Below are 21,669 nucleotides of genomic sequence, written 5' to 3' on the forward strand. Positions count from 1 at the left end.
AAACTTTTTTTCTAATTAATTTATATCCATAATATTTCAGTAAGATTTTAAACACATGAGAAATTCTATTATACTAATTGTAGCCATTATATTTTTATCCTGTGATAAGAAACTACCTCCTGTAGATCCTGATATTGTTTCAGAAAAGGTGCAATATGATACCGATGACCCTGCTATATGGGTTCACCCTACAGATGCTTCAAAAAGTATTGTCTTTGGTACAGATAAGGATACCAATGGAGCAATTTATGCTTTTGATCTAAAAGGAAAAGTAATTGCAGGGAAAACAATAAGAAATATTAAATATCCCAATAATATTGATGTAGAATATGGCTTTAGGATTAATGATTCTATTACTGTTGATGTTATTGTTTTTACAGAAAGAGAACGAAATCGAATTCGCCTGTTTTCTGTTCCGGATATGAAACCTTTGGATAATGGAGGTTTTCAGGTCTTTGAAGAAGAAACTGACTTTGAATTAAGAAGGCCAATGGGGATAAGTTTGTATAAAGATCCCGTGAGTAAGAACATTTATGCAATCGTAAGTAGAAAATCTGGCCCTGCACATGATTATTTGCATCAATATCAGTTCATAAGTGATAGTACGGGGATAAGAACCAAGCTGGCAAGAAAGTTTGGAAAGTTTAGTGAAGAAAAGGAAATCGAGGCTATTGCGGTAGACGATGAATTAGGTTTTGTTTATTACTCTGATGAGGGAGTAGGGATTAGAAAATACTATGCAGACCCGGCAAAAGGGAATGAAGAACTGGCAGTGTTTGGAGGAGAGTATTTTAAAGATGATATAGAAGGAATTGCTATAGCTGCAAAACCTAACGGAGAAGGAGTTCTTATTGTTTCAGACCAACAAAAAGGACAGTTTAATTTATTTTCGAGAAAAGAAAATAGTTTTATTAGAGCAGTTAATTTAGGAACGATTGCAACAGATGGGTGTGATGTAGTTACGATTCCACTAAATACTATGTTTACCGAGGGGCTTTTTGTTGCTATGAACGAACAACGAGATTTCTATTTTTATAATTTAGAAAAATTAGGACTTTAATTTTTTTCAATCAAAAACCCCTTATCGAAAGATAAGGGGTTTCTTGATTTATTTCTAAAATCTAACCGCTACAGCGATCTTTTTTAGTATCTGTAATATTCTGGTTTGTAAGGTCCTTCAACAGTTACACCAATATATTCAGCTTGATCTTTGCTAAGGTCGGTAAGTTCTACTCCAATTTTAGCAAGGTGTAATTTTGCTACCTTTTCATCTAAGTGCTTCGGAAGCATGTATACCTTGTTTTCATAACTTTCGAGATTAGTCCAAAGTTCAATTTGTGCTAAAGTCTGATTGGTAAATGAATTACTCATTACAAAACTTGGGTGTCCTGTTGCGCAACCTAGATTTACTAAACGACCTTCGGCAAGAAGTATAATGTCATTACCTCCAATATTGTACTTATCTACTTGAGGTTTGATCTCAATTTTCTCGCTTTGCGAATTTAACCAAGCCACATCAATCTCATTATCAAAATGTCCAATATTACAAACAATGGTTTTATCTTTCATTGCTTGAAAGTGTTCTCCACGAACAATATCTTTATTTCCGGTAGTGGTAATAACAACGTCTGCTTTTCCAACAACAGTTTCTAGCTTTTTCACTTCAAAACCGTCCATGGCTGCTTGTAAAGCGCAAATCGGGTCAATTTCAGTAATAGTTACTATAGAACCGGCTCCTCTAAACGATGCAGCAGTACCTTTACCTACATCTCCATATCCACAAACAACAACACGTTTACCAGCAAGCATTACATCGGTAGCACGACGAATCGCATCTACAGCACTTTCTTTACATCCGTATTTATTGTCAAATTTTGATTTAGTAACACTATCGTTTACGTTAATCGCAGGCATAGGAAGCGTTCCATTTGCCATACGCTCATATAGTCTATGGACTCCAGTAGTTGTTTCTTCAGATAAACCATTAATTCCTTCTACTAATTCAGGATACTTATCTAACACCATATTAGTTAAGTCTCCCCCATCATCAAGGATCATATTTAAAGGTTTGCGATCTTCACCAAAAAATAGAGTTTGCTCTATACACCAATCAAACTCTTCATCATTCATACCTTTCCAAGCGTATACTGGGGTACCTGCTTCTGCAATAGCAGCTGCAGCTTGATCTTGAGTAGAAAATATATTACAAGAACTCCAAGTTACTTCTGCTCCAAGAGCCTGAAGTGTTTCTATTAACACTGCAGTCTGGATCGTCATATGAAGACAACCTGCGATACGAGAACCTTTAAGAGGTTGTTCATCTTTATATTCTTCACGAAGAGACATAAGCCCTGGCATTTCTGCTTCAGCTAATTCGATTTCTTTTCTTCCCCAGTCAGCTAATGAAATATCTTTCACCTTGTAAGGAACATAAGGTACAGTTTTGGTACTCATAGTAGTTAATTTTATGTTTATGAAGTGCTTTCTGGTATTTCGCACTAAATTGTTCTAAATTCGCTCCCGAAAAATCGAATAATATTCCTTTTTCGGTTTGCAAAGGTACATAATAACTTTAAGAATTTAAATGCCTCTTTACAAAACTATAACAGTAGATGAAAGTACTAATGTGTTGATTTGGAAGATTGAAGAATCTTACGAGTCCCTATGTCAGGGAATAGAATTAACACAACACTGCCAGAATAGAGTCGATAATATGAAATCGGATATGCATCGCAGAGGCTTTATGAGCGTTCGACATCTGCTAGCTGCATTTGGTTATACCGATCATGATCTGTATTATGATGAATTTGGAAAACCACATCTTAAGGATGGAAAACAAATTTCAATCACCCACTCTTATGAATTTGCAGGAATCATAATTAGTGATAAACTTGTTGGAATCGATATCGAAAAACAAAGAGAAAAGATTCATAAAATTGCGCATAAGTTTGTGAATGAATTTGAGAATGATTCTCTAGAAAAACAAAGCCTGGATAAGACTCGTGCATTAACTATAATTTGGGGAGCCAAAGAATCTTTGTATAAGTTATATGCAACGGCAGGCTTGAGTTTTGAACAGCATATTTTTATTTCTCCTTTTACATTAGAATATCCATTTGTTTATGGTGCTGTTAATTATAAAGATGAAATAACTCATTATGATATGGCATTTATAGAATTTGAAGGGTTTACCTGCGTATATGCTTTACCAGCTTCAGAAATATGAATTTTATAACCACGAATACATGAATATTTTATGGGATATATCATATATAAAAAGATAACATGCAAATATCAATAGAATTAACTCTTACTCCTCTTCAAGCTGATTTTGAAGAATATATTATTCGTTTTATAAAACGGTTACGAGCATCAGAGTTTACAGTTTTAGAAAACCCTTTAAGTACTCAAATTTATGGAGAGTATGATAAAGTAATGCCTTTTTTGACTTTAGAAATTAAAAATGCATTTGGCGATATGGATCACGTTTTGGTGTATATGAAAATGGTAAAAAGTAATAGAAGTAATTATGAACCCCATTTTTGAATTTTTATTTGGGCAGTATTCAGAATACTCCGATTTACACATAGCTCTCGAGATTATAGCGGCACTTTTTGGCTTGTTAAGTGTGATCTTTGCTTGGTTTAATAAGATTTGGGTGTATCCAACAGGTATTATTAGCACTGCAATTTATGTGTATTTATTATTGCAATGGTCATTATTAGGAGATATGATGATCAATGCGTATTATTTCATAATGAGTATTTATGGGTGGTATATCTGGACCCGAAAAGTAGATGAGACACATGTTACTCCAATTGCAAGAACAACTTCAGAAGAAAAGAACATATCAGCAATAATTTTTGTCATGACCTTGCTTTTTGTGTATGGAGTTTATGTTGTTTTTGATAAGCTAAATGATTGGACGGCCTATATAGATACTTTAACTACGGCAATATTCTTTGTTGGGATGTGGCTAATGGCAAAAAGAAAAATCGAAAACTGGGTATTTTGGATTATTGGAGATATTATTTCGGTACCGTTATATTTTTATAAAGGATTTACATTTACCAGTTTGCAATATGTATTATTTACGATTATCGCAATTTTTGGATATATCACATGGAAGAAAAGCTTAGACAACAACAACCCGGCAATTGTATAAAAGTAGTATTGTTTGGCCCAGAATGTACGGGCAAAACTACATTATCTAGGCAATTGGCAGCGTATTATAACACCGAGTGTGTACCAGAATATATGAGGGAATATTTGCAAAGAAAATGGGATGAGACCAAAGAAGTATGTGTATACGATGATATGCTTCAGATTGCAGAAGGTCAAATGAAATTAGAAAATGAAGTCGCCCAAAAAGTTAACACCCTGTTGTTTTGTGATACAAACCTTTTGGAATTAAAAGTATATTCAGAGGCATACTATGATGGGGCAGTTCCCGAAACCTTAAATAAAATTTCATTAGAAAATGTTTATGATTTGTATCTTTTGACTTATATTGACATTCCTTGGATTGCCGATGATCTAAGAGACAAACCCCACGAACGAGAAGAAATGTTTTTAAGATTTAAAGAATGTCTTGAAAAACATAATCTTCCATACATCGTCATAAAAGGAGATAAAACATCTCGTTTTGAAAAAGCATTGACACATATTAGCCAACTAATAGAAGATAAAAGTGAATATAACTGATAAAGATATTAAGTTAATTAAATCAAAAGGATTAACGATTGATAAAGTACTCTCACAAATAGAAATTTTTAAAAATGAAATCCCTTTTGTTGCATTAAGAAGTGCAGCAACACTGGATAATGGAATCCTTAAGTTTTCTGAACACTATCACTCAGAACTTACCAAGTTATACGATTCTAGAGTGTCGCATCTTGATACTATAAAGTTTGTTCCTGCATCTGGCGCAGCTACACGAATGTTTAAAGATTTATTCCGGTTTCTTGATAATTATGATTTTAAAAAAGAAAGCCTTAATTCTTATACAAATCATGAAAAAGCCAATGCAATACGTCTTTTTTTAATAGGCCTGGAAAAATTTCCATTCTATGATATAGTTATGGAAAAAGTAAAAAGCGCCTACCCTAAATTTAGATCCTTATCCGAAGGGAAGCAATTGTATATTTTTGTCGAAATGATGTTGAAGGAAAAAGGATTAAACTATGGGACTTTTCCTAAAGGGTTGTTTCCTTTTCATAAATATGATGATAGTATAGCAACCTCTTTTGAAGAGCATTTATATGAAGCAGCAGGTTATAATGCTAACAATAAAGGCGATTCTAAACTACATTTTACGATTTCTAAAGAACATCTCGAAGCTTTTAAGGGAGAATTTGAAAGAATTAAGAAAAAAGTTGAAGAGAAGACCAATACTAGTTTTAGTATTACATATTCATTTCAAAAAACAGAAACAGATACTATTGCAGTAACAGAGGATAATGAACCGTTTAGAAAAGAAGATGGATGTTTATTATTTAGACCTGGAGGACATGGAGCGTTGATCGAAAACTTAAATGATTTGGATGGGGATATCATTTATATTAAAAATATAGACAATGTAGTAGTGCGTAAATATCAGGATGAAGTTTCGGGATATAAGAAAGTGCTTGCAGGTAAGTTAATCGAAATTCAGGATGAAGTATTTAGGGTATTAAATGCGATTGATGAAAAGAAACCATCAGAGGCAGAATTAAAGGATATCAAGAAATTTTTAGTGAAGCAACTTAATGTTAGGTTACCATTAGATTTTGATAAGTTTTCTGATACATATAAACTTCAATTCTTAAGAGAATCTTTAAATCGACCTATTCGGGTTTGTGGTATGGTGATTAATGAAGGAGAACCAGGAGGAGGACCATTTTGGATAAAGCGCGAAAACGGAAGATTGGTGTTGCAGATTATCGAGGCACCACAAATTGATAAAAAAGATCGTAGGCAAGAAGAGATTCTTGGTAATGCTACTCATTTTAATCCAGTTGATTTGGTATGTGGTGTGCGGGATTATAATGGAAATAAATTTAACCTGCTCGATTTTGTAGATCCTGATGCAGGATTTATTACAGAAAAAACTATGAATGGTAAAATCCTAAAAGCATTGGAGCTTCCTGGATTATGGAATGGTGCAATGGCAAATTGGATTAGTGTGTTTGTAGAAGTGCCATTAACTACATTTAACCCTGTAAAAACAGTAAATGACTTACTTAAGTCGGCGCACCAGGTAACTCTTTTTTCGTGAATACTTCAGTAATTATAAATGAACTAAAATTTAAAGCCATTCGAAGCTCTGGGTCTGGAGGTCAACATGTAAATAAAGTATCTTCAAAAATAGAGTTAACTTTAGATATTATTACATCTACAGGATTTACCGATGATGAAAAATTAAGGTTAAACCAGAAACTGTCTTCCAGATTAACCAAATCTGGTGTTTTAGTATTACAATGTGACGATAGTAGAAGTCAACATAGAAATAAAGAACTGGCAATTAAAAGGCTTTTGGATATTCTTAAGACTAATCTCCATATTCCTAAAAAAAGAAAACGAACTAAGCCCTCTAAAGCAGCTATCAAAAAACGCCTAGATAACAAACAAAAGCATTCGTTAAAGAAAGCTAACCGTAAAAAACCTTCTTTATAAGTGAATTTCTTTTCTCAAAACGTGTAATATTTCTACACTTTTGTGTGGATTCTACATTTTCTACACTTAAAGGATTGTACATGTAAAAATAACAAAACACTGATATTCAGTGTTTTAAATTATTTTTCTTTTAGGTTGCATCTTTGGAACAATTATTACTATTTATTAACTGTAGAAATAATTCAGTAACCCAAAATGAAAAAGTTACCAATGATAGTAGCGATTGTAGTAAGTATCTTTTCGGCACAGGGTGTTGTAGCTCAGGACGAATTAGCCGTTCTAAGTGATGATCTCGAGTTTAGAGATTATGAGTATGAGCAGCAGGAATATACTGAAATCAATATTGTAGAACTGCCATTATCAATCCAAGAAGCAGCTGCCAAAGATTTTGCAGAGTTAAGGATTGTAAAAGCATATATGTCTAAGGATAATACATATAAAATTATCTTACAAGGTAAAGACGATAATACAAAAGTTGTATTTGCAAGCGCTAATGGCAAATGGATAAAGCCAAACGACAATAAATCTTAAATCTAGGGGTAGAAAAGAATATCGTTTTGCAACCAAGGACGATATAAAGTTGTTTAGTGCTAAAAAAGAGACTCAATCCCAAGGGTCTCTTTTTTTATGTTTTTATTCGAACTAAGTATTTTAAATTGTAATTTTATACAATAGCTTTTTTTAGGTAATAAATTTTTAAATATGTCTAAGATACTTATCGTTGAAGATGATGTGGCTTTTTGTACAATGCTCAAGACCTTTTTGCAAAAAAAGGAGTATAAGGTCTTTACAGCATTTTCTGGTAATGAAGCTATTCAAAAAATTAAGAAAGACACTTTTGATGTTGTACTTTCTGATGTAAGATTACCTGATAGTGATGGTATTACCTTATTAGCCGAAATTTTAAAACATAATTCGGATACTCAAGTGATTATTATGACGGGTTATGCCGAAATCAATATGGCCGTTAGTGCCATTAAGCAAGGAGCTTTTGATTATGTTTCAAAACCATTTAATCCAGATACTATACTACATACTATAGAAAAAGCACTATACAAACAAGGAGCGATATCAGACAAAACAGTTAAAGAAAAAGAAACGAGTGTAACACCGCCTAAAATACCAAAAAGAGCTAATAATTCTTTTGTTCGCGGAGTTAGCGATGCTTCCAAAAAACTAAACGAATATGTTGCTCTGGTAGCCCCCACACGTATGTCTGTTTTAGTAATAGGTGATAGTGGTACGGGTAAAGAATATGTTGCAAGTAGTATTCATAAGGCAAGTAAGAGAGCAGACAAACCATTTGTTGCAGTAGATTGTGGAGCTATTCCTAAAGAAATAGCCTCTAGTGAGTTTTTTGGCCATATAAAAGGATCCTTTACCGGTGCGGTAAATGATAAAGTAGGTCATTTTGAGGCTGCAAATAAAGGCACACTGTTTTTAGATGAAATCGGTAATCTAAGTTATGAGTTGCAAGTTCAATTGTTAAGAGCGCTACAAGAACGAAAAATTAAACCAGTAGGTAGTAATAAAGAAATAGAAGTAGATATTAGAGTAATAGTTGCTACTAATGAGGATCTTAGTCATGCTGTAAAGGAAGGAGATTTTCGAGAAGATCTATATCATAGATTAAATGAATTTTCTATCAAGGTGCCACCGTTGCGAGATAGAATTGAAGATTTGATGCTTTTTGCGAATCACTTTCTTGAAGAGTCAAATATCGAATTAGAAAAACATGTAGTTGGATTCGCTGATGAAGTATTAGAAGCGTTTAAAAAGTACAATTGGCCTGGCAACTTAAGAGAATTAAGAAATATGGTAAAACGATCTGTTCTTCTTTCTCAAAGCGATATGATTACACTAGATGTATTGCCAAATGATATTGCGTATGCTCCTCATAACGCAAAACAAACCTATGGTTTGTTTAAAAATCAGAATGAACAGGAGTTGATTCTTGATGCGTTAGAAAAAGCAAATGGAAATAAGGCTAAAGCTGCCAGAATGCTTTTAATAGATCGAAAAACATTGTACAATAAATTAAAACAGTACGATATTAGTCTTTAATTTTCTACCTTTAATTTATCAATTAAATCTTCAATTTTTTCGATACCATCATTTGTTAGATTCAGTATAGCTTTTTTATTGAGATCATATTGATCAGGGTGTTCTAGTTTTTCTAGAATAGGAACTACTTCTTTTGCCTTGATTTGTTTAAACATAGGAAGCATTTTGTGGGCAATCTTTTTAATATGATAGGTATCTTTTTTTCTGATTGTCATTTTTAATTCTTTAACATTGCCAATAGTGCTTTCATAAAATGTATCTAGAATTGCATATAGAGAATCAGAATCACCCTGTGCAAAAAGCATTAAATCGCTAAGAGAGTATTGCTCATCAGAAAGGTTAAGATCATTATGAGTTGTTCCATTATAATTGATTAAATCAACGTTAAGTACCTTGGCAATAAGGTTAATTAGTTCTGTTGGAGCATATGGTTTTCGTAAGCTAGCAGCAAATCCGGCTTCTTGGTACTCCATAAAAGAAGTATCTGTTCTACCAGATAATGCAACAACTGGTATGTTGGATTGGTTTGCATTACTTTTTATAGATTGTAAAAGTTCAAAGCCGCCCATTTTTGGCATTTGGATATCGGTGAGTACAAGATCGTATGTATTAGTCTGTAATAATGAGATGGCCTCAATACCGTTTTTACAAATATCATAAGTTAGACCGGCTAATGTAGCTACCTCGCTAGTTAAAGCTAATTGACTTGGGTCGTCATCAACAATCAAAACCTTCTTATTTGTAAAATTTTGTATTTCTGAAACTTCTGATTCTTCTTCTGGGATTGATATATCAGACTGTTTAAGAGGGATGTAGAAAGTGAATTTACTGCCTACATTGAGCTCGCTATCTAATTCAATCTTACCTTTTAAGAGTTTAATTATTTTTTTGGTAATAGCAAGTCCTAAACCAAAACCGCCATATTTTTTCTCAGTATTATCATCTCCTTGAGAAAATTCTTCAAAAATATAATGCTGTTGCTCCTTTGTAATTCCGATTCCTGTGTCTTTTACAGATATGACCAATTGTTTTTCTGATAAGCCGTTTTCGATAACCTTACTGTCAATTGTTATAGAACCTTCATTAGTAAATTTATAAGCATTGTTTACCAAATTTGTCAATACTTGTTTTATTCTAAAAGGATCTCCTAAATACTGTTTTTTTAATTGATTTTCTGTTATAATCCTGATATCAAGATTTTTCTTGTCATTTATAGGAATAACACTGGAAATTGTATTTTCTATTAATTTTTTTGGAGAGAACGGAAGCTCTTCAATTACCATTCGGCCAGCTTCAAGTTTTGATAAATCAAGAAGGTCATTTACCAGGTGAAGAATATAGTCAGATGATTTCTTTAAGTGATCCAGATAATGCTTTTGCTTATTGTCTAGCCCAGTTCTTTCTAACAAATCTGAATATCCAATAACCGTATTCAAAGGAGAACGAAGATCATGAGTAACCGTGTTAATTAAAGATTCTCGTGTTTTTAAAAGAGATTCAGTATATGTTTTTTCGGCTTCGAGTTCATTACGATATTTTTGACTTTTAGAAACATCTTTAGTAATCAAAAACAGAAATATAATTGCTATTAACAGGCTGATGGCAGCGATTACTACAATAATATCGGCAGTATTGTTTAAAACTTGATTTGAAGCCTCTAGACGTGCAAAATATTGATTTCTTTCATTACGTTCAATAGAAGCAAGTAAATCTCTTAGTTGTTTTGTAATGATTTGATCTTTTTTGAGAAGATTGTTCTCCTTTAGTGTTATTTCACGTCTATATTTTTTATCCTTTTGCTCAAGTTCTGCAAGTACTTGTTTTACAGAAGTAGCCAATGAATCCACAGTCTGATTGGTAAGTCGTTTTGCATTATCCTGTTTGGTCAATTCCAAAATGTTAATCAGCGCCCTTCTTGTGCGAGGGTCATATTTTTTAAATCGGATATCGTATTTAGTATATCCACCAAAACTTTTATTTACTTTTTCGAGTTCATCAATAGCGGTCTCGTATAACCCTTTTTGTTTTCGTTGCTCATAAACTTTAATAAGCTCTTCGAGGTTTTTATTTTTGCTATCAATAAGATGTTTGATACTATCGATTTTTCGAGTTTGCAGGGTATCATCAGAAATTTCAGAAACCTGATTAATCGTTTTTAGTATTGTGTCTATTTTGGTTTTATAAGTAATGAATTTTTTAACATCAGAAGTCTGAATGATATTTCTTGTTAAACTTTCAGCTTCATATAATCCTGTTATAGTTTCGCCAACAAGGAAGAGTTTTTCATTATTTTGATTTTTGATTTCGGCAATTTGGGTATAGTTTCCTAATTGCTGGTAGATAACCCAAAAAGCAGTTACAGCAAGTAAACCTGCAAGTAAGTAACCTGCAATAATTTTAAAAGTAACCGATCTTTTCGTATTCTTCATAACCCTTTTATAACTTCAAAAATCCCAAAGCATTGCTTTGTTTTAGTATAGATTCAACATTACATCAAATAAATGTACAATAAATCAATAAAACACAGTATTTTTGCGCCAAAATCTCAAAGGGGTGCTTTTTAAGTTTTTAACGTAAAAGGCTGAGATCATACCCGATGAACCTGGGCAGGTAATGTTGCCAAGGGACTGTGGAACCAAAAAAGGTACTATGTGCCTCTTTTGTGACATGCGAGATAACACTATAGAGAATACAGAAACCTTAGGTCGAGTGTATATTCTAAATGTTATTAAGCATTTTTTAATAACTAATTTTTAAAACAGAATAATAACCCCTTTTATTCGTAATGAATGTTTACGAATGAAAAACGTATTATTTTATCTTACACTTTTCGTATTGAGCATTAAACTCACAGCTCAGGAAAAATTAACAGATTCTACTCAAACTAAGATAGAAAAACTAGATGAAGTCTTAGTAAAATCTGTACGTGTAGAAGCAGATTCACCTATCACCCATTCTAATCTATCCAAAGAGGAACTGGCATCACGTAATCTAGGTCAGGATATCCCGATTTTATTAAACTATTTACCAGGAGTAGTTACTACTACTGATGCAGGAACAGGAGTTGGGTATACATATATTAGAGTAAGAGGTAGCGATGCATCAAGGGTAAATGTTACATTAAATGGGATACCATTTAATGATGCAGAGAGCCAGGGTACATTTTGGGTAAACCTTCCTGATTTTGCATCTTCTATCGAAAATCTACAGCTTCAGCGTGGAGTAGGAACTTCAACTAATGGTTCGGGAGCTTTTGGAGCTAGTTTAAACCTATTAACAGATGCCGTTTCTGAAAAAGCTAATGCAGAAATTTCGAATACCGTGGGATCCTTTGGTACCAGAAAACATAACCTGAAATTTAGTACAGGTTTAATCAATGAAAAGATAGAAATAGCGGGTCGGTTATCAGCTATTGCATCAGACGGTTATGTCGACCGTGCTTCTTCAGATTTAAAATCGTATTTCGTTCAGGGATCTTATGTAGATAATAACACTTTAATTAAAGCAATTACTTTTGGAGGACACGAGATTACATATCAATCATGGAATGGTATCGATAAGACTACTTTAGAAAATGACAGGCGATTTAATCCAATAGGATTTCAATATGATGCCGATGGAAATCTTCAAGGGTTTTATGAGAGTGAAGTAGATAATTATAAACAAGATCATTACCAATTACATTGGAATCAAAAATATAATAACAACTGGTCTACAAACTTAGGTTTAAATTATACGTATGGCCGAGGATTCTTTGAACAATATGTAGATGAGTGGCATTATAGTAATGTGTTATTTTCTGATCAGGCAACTTTGGCATTTCTGGGAGTAAATCCTGTTACTGTTAATGGAGAAGAAATTACACAAACCGATTACCTACGCAAAAGATGGTTGCAGAATGACTTTTATGTTGCAAATGCAAGTGTAAATTATAAAGATAATAGTTTTGATATCGATTTTGGGGGATTCTATAGTTATTACGACGGAGACCATTTTGGTGAAATTATTTGGACAGAAAACCCTATCGGTTTTCAGAGTGGGGACAAATACTATTATGGAAATGGGAAGAAAACCGAATACACTGTTTTTGGTAAAACAACCTATAGAGTCAATGATAAATGGAGTGCATTTTTAGACCTGCAAGGACGTTTTGTAAATTACGAAACCACAGGGTTAACTTCAAAAAGAGTCCCGCTTCAGGTAGATAAAAGCTACTCATTCTTTAACCCAAAAATGGGAGCAACCTTTCATGTAAATGATGCAAATCATGTATATGCATCCTATGCCAGAGCGAATAGAGAACCAAGAAGAGATGATTTTGAAAATGGTATTGATACAGCAGAGAGACTTAATGATATTGAATTAGGATGGCGATTAGCAAAAAACAAAATAATAGTAAATACCAACCTTTATTATATGTGGTATAAAGATCAATTGGTGTTAACAGGTGCACTGGATGATGTAGGTGCACCAATTCGAGCAACTAGTGGAGAAAGTTATCGTTTAGGAATCGAAATAGATGCAGATATTACACTTTCTGATCAATTTGTAGTTAAACCCAATGTTTCATTAAGTACGAATAAGAATAAAGATTTTGTAACCTCTAGAGATGGTAGTTTAGTCAATCTTGGAGATACAAACATCTCATATTCTCCTAATATTGTAGCAGGTAATATGTTTGTTTATCGCCCTATAAAAAACCTTCAATTAGGGTTGCTGTCTAAATTTGTAGGAGAGCAATACATGGGTAATATTGATAGTGAGACTTCGAAACTCGATAGTTTCTTTATAAATGATCTTAATGTGGTATATGAAATCAAAAACATTCCTGTTTTTAAATCTATAGTATTAACAGGATTGGTAAACAATGTTTTTGATGAGGAGTATGTATCTAATGGATACTTTTTTACTTTTGATGATGATTTTTCTGATCCAGGTACAGTAACTACTGTCGAAGGAGCAGGTTTTTATCCACAGGCAGGGATTAATTTTTTGCTTGGAGCAACATTAAAATTTTAATTAAAAACTCAGGTTTAAGAGTGCTTTTAAACTTGAGTTTTATTACTTTTATAACATAAACTTTAGGGGTGTCCTTAACTTCGGTTAGGTCTGAGAAATACCCTTTGAACCTGATGCGGTTAGTACCGACGAAGGGAAAAGTAAATATCACATTTTTACAGGTGTGATTTTTCTTCTCTATTTAGGCAATTAGTACCTAAAGTTTATGGAATTAATCTAAAAAAGATGACCGTAAACGTTAATAATCAATCTCAATCAATTTTAAAAAATAGCTCAGTAAAAAAGTTGTTAGAACAATTGGATATTGTTCCTAACGGAATTGCTATTGCTATTAATAATAAAGTCATTTCTAAAGAAAAATGGGAACAGACAATGATTGAAAACGATGATGATATAGTAATTATAAAAGCTACTCAAGGCGGGTAGGATTAACTATAGATCATTAAGAATATTATAAAAAACGAATAGCAAAGAGTATAATCAAAACCTGAAACACAATATTTATGAAGAAAAAAGATACAGCACCGCAGGATACTGTAATTAGTACTACACCTTTTCCGAGTTCAGAAAAAATCTATGTATCTGGAGCTATTCATCCAGAAGTTAAGGTAGCAATGCGAGAGATCAGGTTGAGTGATACCGTTGATAGTGTTACAGGAAAAAGAACGGCTAATCAATCTGTCACCGTATATGATACAAGTGGACCATATACAGATCCTTCAAAAAAAATCAATGTTCATAATGGGATCGAACCTATACGAGAACCATGGGTTTTAGATCGTGAAGATGTAGAAGAATTAGATAGTTTTTCTTCAGAATATTGTAATGAGAGACTACAGGATTCTAGTTTGGATCACTTGCGGTTTAATCATCTTCGTAAACCAAAACGAGCTAAAAAAGGAAAAAATGTTTCCCAGATGTATTATGCGAAACAAGGTATCATTACTCCCGAAATGGAGTATGTAGCTATACGCGAAAATCAAAAACTTCAAGAAGTAAAACGCCTTTCGAAACAACACCCCGGGCAAGATTTTGGAGCAAGTATTCCAGAGATAATTACTCCAGAATTTGTGAGAGAAGAAGTTGCCAGAGGAAGAGCAGTGATTCCATCAAACATCAATCACCCAGAAAGTGAACCGATGATATTAGGGAGGAATTTTTTGGTAAAAATAAATGCAAATATTGGTAATTCTGCTACAACATCAAGTATCGAAGAAGAAGTGGAAAAGGCAGTGTGGGCATGCCGCTGGGGAGCAGATAATATTATGGATCTTTCTACAGGAAAAAACATACACGAAACCAGAGAATGGATTATTCGTAACTCACCTGTACCGATAGGAACTGTACCTATTTATCAGGCATTAGAAAAAGTGAATGGCAAAGCCGAAGATTTAACGTGGGAGATCTTTAAGGATACATTGATCGAGCAAGCAGAACAGGGAGTAGATTATTTTACTATTCACGCAGGAGTACGTCTGGCATATGTTCCGATGACAGCAAAACGTATCACTGGTATCGTTTCTAGAGGAGGATCTATTATGGCAAAATGGTGTCTTGCACATCATCAAGAGAGCTTTTTGTATACGCATTTTGAAGAAATATGCGAGATCATGAAAGCCTATGATGTAGCATTTTCACTAGGTGATGGATTACGTCCAGGTTGTATTGCAGATGCTAATGATGAAGCACAGTTTGCAGAATTAGAAACTCTGGGAGAGTTAACAAAAATTGCATGGAAACATGATGTGCAAACTTTTATTGAAGGGCCAGGACATGTCCCAATGCATATGATCAAAGCAAATATGGATAAGCAGTTAGAAGCTTGTGGAGAAGCGCCTTTTTATACCTTAGGGCCTTTGACTACTGATATCGCCCCTGGTTATGATCATATCACTTCGGGAATTGGAGCCGCCATGATTGGTTGGTATGGGACAGCAATGTTGTGTTATGTGACCCCAAAAGAACATTTGGGATTACCCAATAAGGAAGATGTACGTACAGGAGTGATTACCTATAAATTGGCAGCGCATGCCGCAGATTTAGCAAAAGGACACCCGGGAGCACAACATCGGGATGATGCTTTAAGTAAGGCACGTTTTGAGTTTCGATGGGAAGATCAATTCAATTTATCTCTGGATCCAGAACTAGCAAGAGAATATCACGACGAAACACTACCGGCAGAAGGTGCGAAAATTGCTCATTTCTGTAGTATGTGTGGTCCAAAATTCTGTTCGATGAAAATATCTCAGGAGGTACGTGATTATGCTGCAAAAAAAGAAATTGATGACCGAAAAGCACTCGAAGCAGGAATGCAGGAAAAAGCAGAAGAGTTTAAAGAAAAAGGAAGCGAAGTATATTTGTAGATTATAGTAATCAAGACATCAGGTTTCCATAATTTACTGATACCCGATATTTGAGCGCCGAAACCTAATATATAAAACCTATGTTAATCATATTAACCTCAGAACGAGAATTAGAGAACGAAGCAGGTAAAATCAATAAACTTTTCGATAATGGTCTGGAGATATTGCATTTTCGCAAACCAACATTAGATGTAGAAGGATATAGAACTTTGCTCAACCAAATTGACACAAAATACCATAGCCGTACTATGGTACATCAATTTCATGAGTTATGCGAAGAATTTAATTTGAGAGGAACTCATATTCAGGAACAACCACGGTTAGACTTGGGAGAAAAGTTAGAAGAATATGTTAATGATTATAAAACGAAAGGTTTTAAAATAAGCAGCTCTTTTCATTCTAAAGAGGATATTAAAAACTGTCTTGTTGATTTTGAATATGTTTTGTTGAGCCCCGTTTTTGGTTCAATTTCTAAAGCGGGATATAAAGGAAAAGGATTTGATGTCAATGATCTAGATGAATTTGTTATAGGAATGGGCGGAATTAATGAAAACACATTGCAAGCAACATTCGATCTAGGGTATAGAGGAGTCGGTGTTTTAGGCGGGATATGGAATACAGAAGATTCATTAAAAAGTTTCAAAATAATTTATGATAAACTTAAAACGATACAAATTACTTAAAGTTGATTCTTAATAAGAATGGTAAAAAGACCATATATACTTACTATTGCAGGTTTTGACCCGTCAAACGGAGCTGGACTTACTGCAGATATTAAAACGATTGAAGCATTAAAAGGCTATGGTTTGTCTGTTTGTACTGCAAATACTATCCAGAATGATGTTGAATTCAAAACATGTTACTGGACGGATATTGATGTGATAAAAAGTCAAGTAGAAATACTATTTGATCGTTTTGCAATAGCGTATGTAAAAATAGGAATCGTTCAGAGTTGGAAAATACTTAATACAATTATCGATGTTTTATTAGAAAAAAATAATGCCATTAAAATTGTTTTAGACCCGGTATTAAAGTCTAGTTCAGATTTTGATTTTCATTCTTCTAACGGCAATTCAGATGATCAGGATAATATCGAGAAACAGTTTGAGGCTATATTAGGTAAAATCTATCTTTTGACACCAAATTATGATGAAATAGAGAAGTTGTACTCAAGTAAAACTATCGAAGAAACAATTGCCGATATCTCTAGTAAAACTAATCTTTTTCTAAAAGGAGGGCATAGAAAAGAAGCAGTTGGAAAAGATGAACTATTCACTACAAGTGGAAAGAATTTTATGTTTAATCCCAAAAGGCAAAATGTATCGGAAAAACACGGAAGCGGTTGCGTACTTTCTTCTGCTATTACTACATATTTGGCATTAGGATTTCCATTAATAAAAGCTTGTTATAGAGGAAAAAGATATACCGAAAAAGTACTGAATTCTAATGGTAGTTTGCTAGGGTATCATAGAATTTAATAATAAAGATTATGAAAGAAGTAGGTTTACAATATATTTCACAAGGCAAAACTCCAGAGGAACATCTTAAAAATATGGAGAATGCTTGCAAAGCTGGTTGCAAATGGATACAACTACGCCTTAAAGAGGTTGATATGGCTACATATTTAAATACAGCGTTGCAATGTAGAAATATCTGTGATCAATATGATACAATTATGATTATCAATGATAATGTAAGTGTGGCAAAAGCTGTTCTGGCCGATGGCATACATTTGGGATTAAATGATATGAATCCTCGGGAGGCACGAAAAATTCTGGGAGATAATTTTATTATTGGCGGTACTGCAAATACTATAGAAAACTGCTTACAACATATTAAAGATGGTGTAGATTATATAGGTCTTGGGCCTTATAAACATACAATAACCAAGAAGAAACTAAGTCCAGTATTAGGGATTGATGGTTACACAAGTATTCTTACCAAATTGAAAAATCAAAATTTAGAATTACCCATAATTGCGATTGGAGGAATTATAGAGAAGGATGTTGCAACACTTATGGAGACAGGAGTTTCAGGAATTGCCATTTCGGGAGAATTGACAAACCAGGTGAATCTGGAGAAAAAAATAGAAACTATAAAAAAGCTAATGGTTCAAAAGCTATTGACCAATCGTTAAGAAATGGAAAAATTAAAAATTGCAGATAAAGAATTTTCATCTCGTCTATTTACAGGAACGGGAAAGTTTAGTTCTTCTCGATTAATGAAAGAAGCGCTACTTGCTTCAGAAAGTGAGCTGGTAACGGTAGCATTAAAACGGGTTGATGTTAATGATGAAAATGATGATATATTAAAACATTTGGATCATCCGCGAATTAATTTACTCCCTAATACATCTGGAGTTCGGGATGCTAAAGAAGCAATCTTTGCTGCTCAATTGGCAAGAGAAGCACTAGGGACCAATTGGATAAAATTAGAAATTCATCCGGATCCAAAATATTTATTACCAGATCCTATTGAAACCTTAAAAGCAGCTTCAGAGTTGGTGAAACAAGGGTTTGTGGTCATGCCTTATATTCACGCAGATCCTGTTTTATGTAAACGATTAGAAGAAGTAGGAGCACAATGTGTGATGCCACTAGGTGCACCTATAGGAAGTAACAAAGGCTTAAAGACATTAGAATTTTTAGAAATTATAATAGACCAAAGTAATGTCCCTGTTATTGTAGATGCTGGTATCGGGAGTCCGTCACATGCAGCACAGGCGATGGAGATTGGCGCAGATGCTGTATTGGTAAATACGGCTATTGCAGTATCACAGCAACCAATAACGATGGCAAAAGCATTTAAAATGGCCGTAGAGGCAGGCCATATGGCGTATAATTCAAAATTAGCCCCTATTAGACAGCATGCAGAGGCGAGTAGCCCGTTAACGAGTTTTTTAAATGAATAGTTTCAAAGATTTATTCGAGCAATATGATTGGGATGAAACACTTTCCAGTATTTTTTCTAAGACAGAAGCAGATGTTACGAATGCTCTTGCCAAATCCAAAAGAGATCTCGAAGATTTTAAAGCGCTAATTTCTCCCGCTGCAAAACCATATTTAGAATATATGGCGCAAATAAGTAGCTATACTACCAAAAAACGTTTTGGCAACACCATCCAGATGTATACTCCAATGTATCTGAGTAATGAATGTCAAAATATATGTACGTATTGTGGGTTTAGTATGACTAATAAAATTCCGAGAAGAACATTAACCGATAAGGAGATTCTAGAGGAGGTAGATTTCTTGAAATCAAAAGGGTATGATCATATCCTTCTGGTTACCGGTGAAGCAAATAAAAAAGTAGGAGTAGATTATGTTAATAATGCAATACAACTCATACAATCAAAGTTTGCCAATATTACTATAGAAATACAACCATTAGATCAGTCTGATTATGAATTATTGATCAAGAATGGTTTGTATGCAGTATTAGTGTACCAGGAAACATATCATAAAGAAGAGTATAAAAAACATCATCCAAAAGGAAGGAAATCTAATTTCGATTATCGATTAAAAACACCGGATCGATTAGGTAAAGCAGGAATTCATAAAATAGGATTAGGAGCTCTTTTTGGTTTAGAAGATTGGAGGGCAGATAGCTTTTTTACAGCGTTACATCTTAACTACTTGCAAAAAACGTATTGGAAAACAAAATATTCGATATCCTTTCCGAGACTAAGGCCATACAGTGGCGGACTAGAACCAAAAGTAGAAATGACAGATTCAGATTTGGTGCAATTGATATGTGCTTTTCGATTGTTAGATGAAGATGTAGAATTGTCTATGTCTACCCGAGAGAGTGAAGTATTTAGAGAGCATATTGTAAATCTCGGAATCACTTCTATAAGTGCTGAATCTAAAACTAATCCGGGTGGTTATGTTGTAGAGCCGCAATCTTTAGAACAGTTCGAAATTTCGGATGAACGTTCTACAGGAGATATAGTGAAAATGCTTAAAAATAAAGGGTTAGAAGTAGTTTGGAAAGATTGGGCTTATAATTGGAAATAAATTGTAATATATTTAAGGGCTAAAAAAACACACTATTGTGAACATGGGATGCATAATTTTATTTTTATGAGTAAGATAATTACTGTAATTTCTTTTCTTTTCTTTTGGAGCCATTCAAACTATGCTCAGCAAGAACAGGATACAGAAACGATAAAGTATACAAACCCAATACTGGTGGAGTTAAAGCCTGATATACCAGTAATGCTTACAGATTCTTTGTCTATTCTATTGACGGGTTTTTCTCATAAACGTCCGCCATATCCTGGTGCTAGTGGTCCAACAAAAACATCTGTTCAGCTATCGCTTTCTAAAGGGAATAGTTGTGGAAAAATAGAGGTTTGCAGGTATGGTTTACAAGGAAAAACAGAATATACATATGCACCTTCATTATGGAACGAGTATGAATTTAAGTTAAAGGATTTTGATTTTCTACTGTCTTTTAAAGTTATGATTTCAAAAAAAGAAGATACAGATTAAAAATATGCTGGTTTTTTTTCTTTTTATAATTAGTTAGAGATAAATAACGTATTTCCTTCTCTTCGCACACTATATCGTCTTAATCCAAATTGACCATCTCCAGAGGTTTGTTGTCCTGTAACAATATTGTAACTGTTTCCATCATCACAATTGCAAGTTGAGGTAATCCCATCTATTGTCTGGGCAGAACAAGAACTAGGAGAATGATTAGGATCGCTAAGCTCAAAAGCAGAATACTGTGTGTTATCAATATTATAAATGATGACTCCTTTAATACTTCCATTTTCTGAGATATCTACAAAATGATTACTCGGGAATTTAAGCTTGTTAAATTGAGGTAAATTAAGATTGATTTGATAATTAACACTCGAAGGAGGTAGAAATTGATTATTGTCTCCATTATCATCACTACTACATGATAAAATTAAAAGAACACTTGCTAAAAATAAAGTCTTTTTCATAACACTAATATTGTATTGGCAAATTACGTAAATTTGTAGTCTTCAGTAAAATTTTTGTTATCTTTGAATAACAAATCCCATTCTTATGGGATTTTTTGTATTTATATAAACGATGAAGTTATGAGCAAAGTATCTTATTATACTGCAGAGGGGCTTAAAAAACTAAGAGACGAACTAGGTCAACTTAAGGATGTAGAGCGCCCAAAAGCTTCTCAGGCAATAGCTGAAGCGCGTGATAAAGGGGATTTAAGTGAAAATGCCGAGTATGATGCCGCAAAAGAAGCACAGGGATTATTAGAGATGAGAATTTCTAAATTGGAAGAAACTCTTTCAAATGCACGTTTAATTGACGAATCTCAATTAGACACATCTAAAGCCCTTATACATTCTACTGTAAAGATCAAAAATCAAACTAATGGTGCCGAAATGACCTATAAATTGGTAGCACAAAGTGAAGCAGATCTTAAAACAGGAAAAATATCTGTAGATTCTCCTATCGGAAAAGGGCTCTTAGGGAAAAGTGTTGGCGAAATAGCCGAAATACAGGTCCCTAACGGGATTATGAAGTTTGATGTTGTAGAGATTTCAAGAGAATAAAAGAAGTAATTTTTTAGA

Annotated in this window: 22 protein-coding genes and 2 riboswitches; of the genes, 19 read left to right on the plus strand and 3 right to left on the minus strand. The window is 33.7% G+C overall.

The window, feature by feature from the left end; all coding sequences use genetic code 11:
- The first annotated feature begins 55 nt into the window (after positions 1–55).
- A complete protein-coding gene (locus tag DG435_RS18555) occupies positions 56–1,060 on the plus strand; it encodes a phytase (RefSeq protein WP_106790951.1) in 1,005 nt (334 codons plus the stop codon).
- Positions 1,061–1,143: 83 nt separating this feature from the next.
- Here DG435_RS18555 and ahcY read toward each other — a convergent pair whose 3' ends face one another.
- The gene (gene ahcY, locus DG435_RS18560; RefSeq protein WP_106790950.1) at positions 1,144–2,454 is read right to left on the minus strand and encodes an adenosylhomocysteinase; all 1,311 of its coding nucleotides are present in this window, start codon (positions 2,452–2,454) and stop codon (positions 1,144–1,146) included.
- A 130-nt stretch (positions 2,455–2,584) separates the two neighbouring features.
- Here ahcY and DG435_RS18565 point away from each other — a divergent pair, with 130 nt between their 5' ends.
- The 8 genes from DG435_RS18565 to DG435_RS18600 all read left to right on the plus strand — a co-directional run bounded on the left by DG435_RS18565 (position 2,585) and on the right by DG435_RS18600 (position 8,718).
- The gene (locus DG435_RS18565) at positions 2,585–3,226 is read left to right on the plus strand and encodes a 4'-phosphopantetheinyl transferase superfamily protein (RefSeq protein ID WP_106790949.1); all 642 of its coding nucleotides are present in this window, start codon (positions 2,585–2,587) and stop codon (positions 3,224–3,226) included.
- Between the two features lie 59 nt (positions 3,227–3,285).
- Positions 3,286–3,546, plus strand: coding sequence for a thiamine-binding protein (locus DG435_RS18570; protein WP_106790948.1), 261 nt, complete (start codon positions 3,286–3,288; stop codon positions 3,544–3,546).
- On the plus strand, positions 3,530–4,165 hold the full coding sequence (gene pnuC, locus DG435_RS18575; RefSeq protein WP_106790947.1) for a nicotinamide riboside transporter PnuC: 636 nt from the start codon (positions 3,530–3,532) through the stop codon (positions 4,163–4,165). The genes DG435_RS18570 and pnuC overlap by 17 nt, the downstream gene beginning before the upstream one ends.
- Positions 4,123–4,704 (plus strand): AAA family ATPase, encoded by a 582-nt coding sequence (locus tag DG435_RS18580; RefSeq protein ID WP_106790946.1) that lies wholly within the window; start codon positions 4,123–4,125, stop codon positions 4,702–4,704. The genes pnuC and DG435_RS18580 overlap by 43 nt, the downstream gene beginning before the upstream one ends.
- On the plus strand, positions 4,691–6,256 hold the full coding sequence (locus DG435_RS18585; RefSeq protein ID WP_106790945.1) for a DUF4301 family protein: 1,566 nt from the start codon (positions 4,691–4,693) through the stop codon (positions 6,254–6,256). The genes DG435_RS18580 and DG435_RS18585 overlap by 14 nt, the downstream gene beginning before the upstream one ends.
- Positions 6,253–6,654 carry an alternative ribosome rescue aminoacyl-tRNA hydrolase ArfB gene (arfB, locus tag DG435_RS18590; RefSeq protein WP_106790944.1) on the plus strand — a complete coding sequence of 134 codons (402 nt, stop codon included), beginning with the start codon at positions 6,253–6,255 and terminating at the stop codon, positions 6,652–6,654. The genes DG435_RS18585 and arfB overlap by 4 nt, the downstream gene beginning before the upstream one ends.
- 195 nt (positions 6,655–6,849) lie before the next feature.
- The gene (locus DG435_RS18595) at positions 6,850–7,185 is read left to right on the plus strand and encodes a hypothetical protein (RefSeq protein ID WP_024768263.1); all 336 of its coding nucleotides are present in this window, start codon (positions 6,850–6,852) and stop codon (positions 7,183–7,185) included.
- A 171-nt stretch (positions 7,186–7,356) separates the two neighbouring features.
- On the plus strand, positions 7,357–8,718 hold the full coding sequence (locus DG435_RS18600) for a sigma-54 dependent transcriptional regulator (protein WP_106790943.1): 1,362 nt from the start codon (positions 7,357–7,359) through the stop codon (positions 8,716–8,718).
- Here DG435_RS18600 and DG435_RS18605 read toward each other — a convergent pair.
- Positions 8,715–11,147 carry an ATP-binding protein gene (locus DG435_RS18605; protein WP_106790942.1) on the minus strand — a complete coding sequence of 811 codons (2,433 nt, stop codon included), beginning with the start codon at positions 11,145–11,147 and terminating at the stop codon, positions 8,715–8,717. The two genes, DG435_RS18600 and DG435_RS18605, sit on opposite strands and share 4 nt — an antisense overlap.
- A gap of 110 nt (positions 11,148–11,257) precedes the next feature.
- A riboswitch (TPP riboswitch) is annotated at positions 11,258–11,362 on the plus strand.
- Between the two features lie 155 nt (positions 11,363–11,517).
- Here DG435_RS18605 and DG435_RS18610 point away from each other — a divergent pair.
- The 9 genes from DG435_RS18610 to DG435_RS18650 all read left to right on the plus strand — a co-directional run bounded on the left by DG435_RS18610 (position 11,518) and on the right by DG435_RS18650 (position 20,593).
- Entirely contained in the window at positions 11,518–13,737 is a 2,220-nt protein-coding gene (locus DG435_RS18610) for a TonB-dependent receptor (protein ID WP_106790941.1), read from the plus strand.
- Between the two features lie 54 nt (positions 13,738–13,791).
- Positions 13,792–13,891, plus strand: a riboswitch (TPP riboswitch).
- Positions 13,892–13,962: 71 nt separating this feature from the next.
- The gene (thiS, locus tag DG435_RS18615; RefSeq protein WP_106790940.1) at positions 13,963–14,163 is read left to right on the plus strand and encodes a sulfur carrier protein ThiS; all 201 of its coding nucleotides are present in this window, start codon (positions 13,963–13,965) and stop codon (positions 14,161–14,163) included.
- A gap of 77 nt (positions 14,164–14,240) precedes the next feature.
- Positions 14,241–16,100, plus strand: a complete 1,860-nt coding sequence (gene thiC / locus DG435_RS18620) for a phosphomethylpyrimidine synthase ThiC (protein WP_106790939.1) — start codon at positions 14,241–14,243, stop codon at positions 16,098–16,100.
- An 80-nt stretch (positions 16,101–16,180) separates the two neighbouring features.
- Positions 16,181–16,783, plus strand: coding sequence for a thiamine phosphate synthase (locus DG435_RS18625; RefSeq protein WP_106790938.1), 603 nt, complete (start codon positions 16,181–16,183; stop codon positions 16,781–16,783).
- A gap of 18 nt (positions 16,784–16,801) precedes the next feature.
- Complete coding sequence (locus DG435_RS18630; RefSeq protein ID WP_106790937.1) at positions 16,802–17,578, plus strand: hydroxymethylpyrimidine/phosphomethylpyrimidine kinase; 777 nt, start codon at positions 16,802–16,804, stop codon at positions 17,576–17,578.
- 11 nt (positions 17,579–17,589) lie between these two features.
- Complete coding sequence (locus DG435_RS18635) at positions 17,590–18,237, plus strand: thiamine phosphate synthase (RefSeq protein ID WP_106790936.1); 648 nt, start codon at positions 17,590–17,592, stop codon at positions 18,235–18,237.
- Between the two features lie 3 nt (positions 18,238–18,240).
- Positions 18,241–19,011 carry a thiazole synthase gene (locus tag DG435_RS18640; protein WP_106790935.1) on the plus strand — a complete coding sequence of 257 codons (771 nt, stop codon included), beginning with the start codon at positions 18,241–18,243 and terminating at the stop codon, positions 19,009–19,011.
- Entirely contained in the window at positions 19,004–20,116 is a 1,113-nt protein-coding gene (thiH, locus tag DG435_RS18645) for a 2-iminoacetate synthase ThiH (protein WP_106790934.1), read from the plus strand. The genes DG435_RS18640 and thiH overlap by 8 nt, the downstream gene beginning before the upstream one ends.
- Positions 20,117–20,182: 66 nt before the next feature.
- A complete protein-coding gene (locus DG435_RS18650) occupies positions 20,183–20,593 on the plus strand; it encodes a hypothetical protein (protein WP_108840648.1) in 411 nt (136 codons plus the stop codon).
- A 29-nt stretch (positions 20,594–20,622) separates the two neighbouring features.
- On the opposite strand, the gene DG435_RS18655 is transcribed toward DG435_RS18650, so the two are convergent.
- Complete coding sequence (locus DG435_RS18655; protein ID WP_106790932.1) at positions 20,623–21,054, minus strand: hypothetical protein; 432 nt, start codon at positions 21,052–21,054, stop codon at positions 20,623–20,625.
- A 120-nt stretch (positions 21,055–21,174) separates the two neighbouring features.
- On the opposite strand from DG435_RS18655, the gene greA reads away from it, so the two are divergent.
- A complete protein-coding gene (greA, locus tag DG435_RS18660) occupies positions 21,175–21,651 on the plus strand; it encodes a transcription elongation factor GreA (protein ID WP_106790931.1) in 477 nt (158 codons plus the stop codon).
- Positions 21,652–21,669 lie beyond the last annotated feature (18 nt).

The sequence above is a fragment of the Aquimarina sp. Aq78 genome, assembly GCF_900299525.1.
Classification (GTDB): Bacteria; Bacteroidota; Bacteroidia; order Flavobacteriales; family Flavobacteriaceae; genus Aquimarina.

Excerpts from the sequence above, each read along its gene's own strand:
- DG435_RS18555 (WP_106790951.1), top strand. The coding sequence starts at position 56 with ATGAGAAATTCTATTATACTAATTGTAGCCATTATATTTTTATCCTGT.
- ahcY (WP_106790950.1), bottom strand. The coding sequence starts at position 2,454 with ATGAGTACCAAAACTGTACCTTATGTTCCTTACAAGGTGAAAGATATT.
- DG435_RS18565 (WP_106790949.1), top strand. The coding sequence starts at position 2,585 with ATGCCTCTTTACAAAACTATAACAGTAGATGAAAGTACTAATGTGTTG.
- DG435_RS18570 (WP_106790948.1), top strand. The coding sequence starts at position 3,286 with ATGCAAATATCAATAGAATTAACTCTTACTCCTCTTCAAGCTGATTTT.
- pnuC (WP_106790947.1), top strand. The coding sequence starts at position 3,530 with ATGAACCCCATTTTTGAATTTTTATTTGGGCAGTATTCAGAATACTCC.
- DG435_RS18580 (WP_106790946.1), top strand. The coding sequence starts at position 4,123 with ATGGAAGAAAAGCTTAGACAACAACAACCCGGCAATTGTATAAAAGTA.
- DG435_RS18595 (WP_024768263.1), top strand. The coding sequence starts at position 6,850 with ATGAAAAAGTTACCAATGATAGTAGCGATTGTAGTAAGTATCTTTTCG.
- DG435_RS18600 (WP_106790943.1), top strand. The coding sequence starts at position 7,357 with ATGTCTAAGATACTTATCGTTGAAGATGATGTGGCTTTTTGTACAATG.
- DG435_RS18605 (WP_106790942.1), bottom strand. The coding sequence starts at position 11,147 with ATGAAGAATACGAAAAGATCGGTTACTTTTAAAATTATTGCAGGTTAC.
- DG435_RS18610 (WP_106790941.1), top strand. The coding sequence starts at position 11,518 with ATGAAAAACGTATTATTTTATCTTACACTTTTCGTATTGAGCATTAAA.
- thiS (WP_106790940.1), top strand. The coding sequence starts at position 13,963 with ATGACCGTAAACGTTAATAATCAATCTCAATCAATTTTAAAAAATAGC.
- thiC (WP_106790939.1), top strand. The coding sequence starts at position 14,241 with ATGAAGAAAAAAGATACAGCACCGCAGGATACTGTAATTAGTACTACA.
- DG435_RS18625 (WP_106790938.1), top strand. The coding sequence starts at position 16,181 with ATGTTAATCATATTAACCTCAGAACGAGAATTAGAGAACGAAGCAGGT.
- DG435_RS18630 (WP_106790937.1), top strand. The coding sequence starts at position 16,802 with ATGGTAAAAAGACCATATATACTTACTATTGCAGGTTTTGACCCGTCA.
- DG435_RS18635 (WP_106790936.1), top strand. The coding sequence starts at position 17,590 with ATGAAAGAAGTAGGTTTACAATATATTTCACAAGGCAAAACTCCAGAG.
- DG435_RS18640 (WP_106790935.1), top strand. The coding sequence starts at position 18,241 with ATGGAAAAATTAAAAATTGCAGATAAAGAATTTTCATCTCGTCTATTT.
- thiH (WP_106790934.1), top strand. The coding sequence starts at position 19,004 with ATGAATAGTTTCAAAGATTTATTCGAGCAATATGATTGGGATGAAACA.
- DG435_RS18650 (WP_108840648.1), top strand. The coding sequence starts at position 20,183 with ATGAGTAAGATAATTACTGTAATTTCTTTTCTTTTCTTTTGGAGCCAT.
- DG435_RS18655 (WP_106790932.1), bottom strand. The coding sequence starts at position 21,054 with ATGAAAAAGACTTTATTTTTAGCAAGTGTTCTTTTAATTTTATCATGT.
- greA (WP_106790931.1), top strand. The coding sequence starts at position 21,175 with ATGAGCAAAGTATCTTATTATACTGCAGAGGGGCTTAAAAAACTAAGA.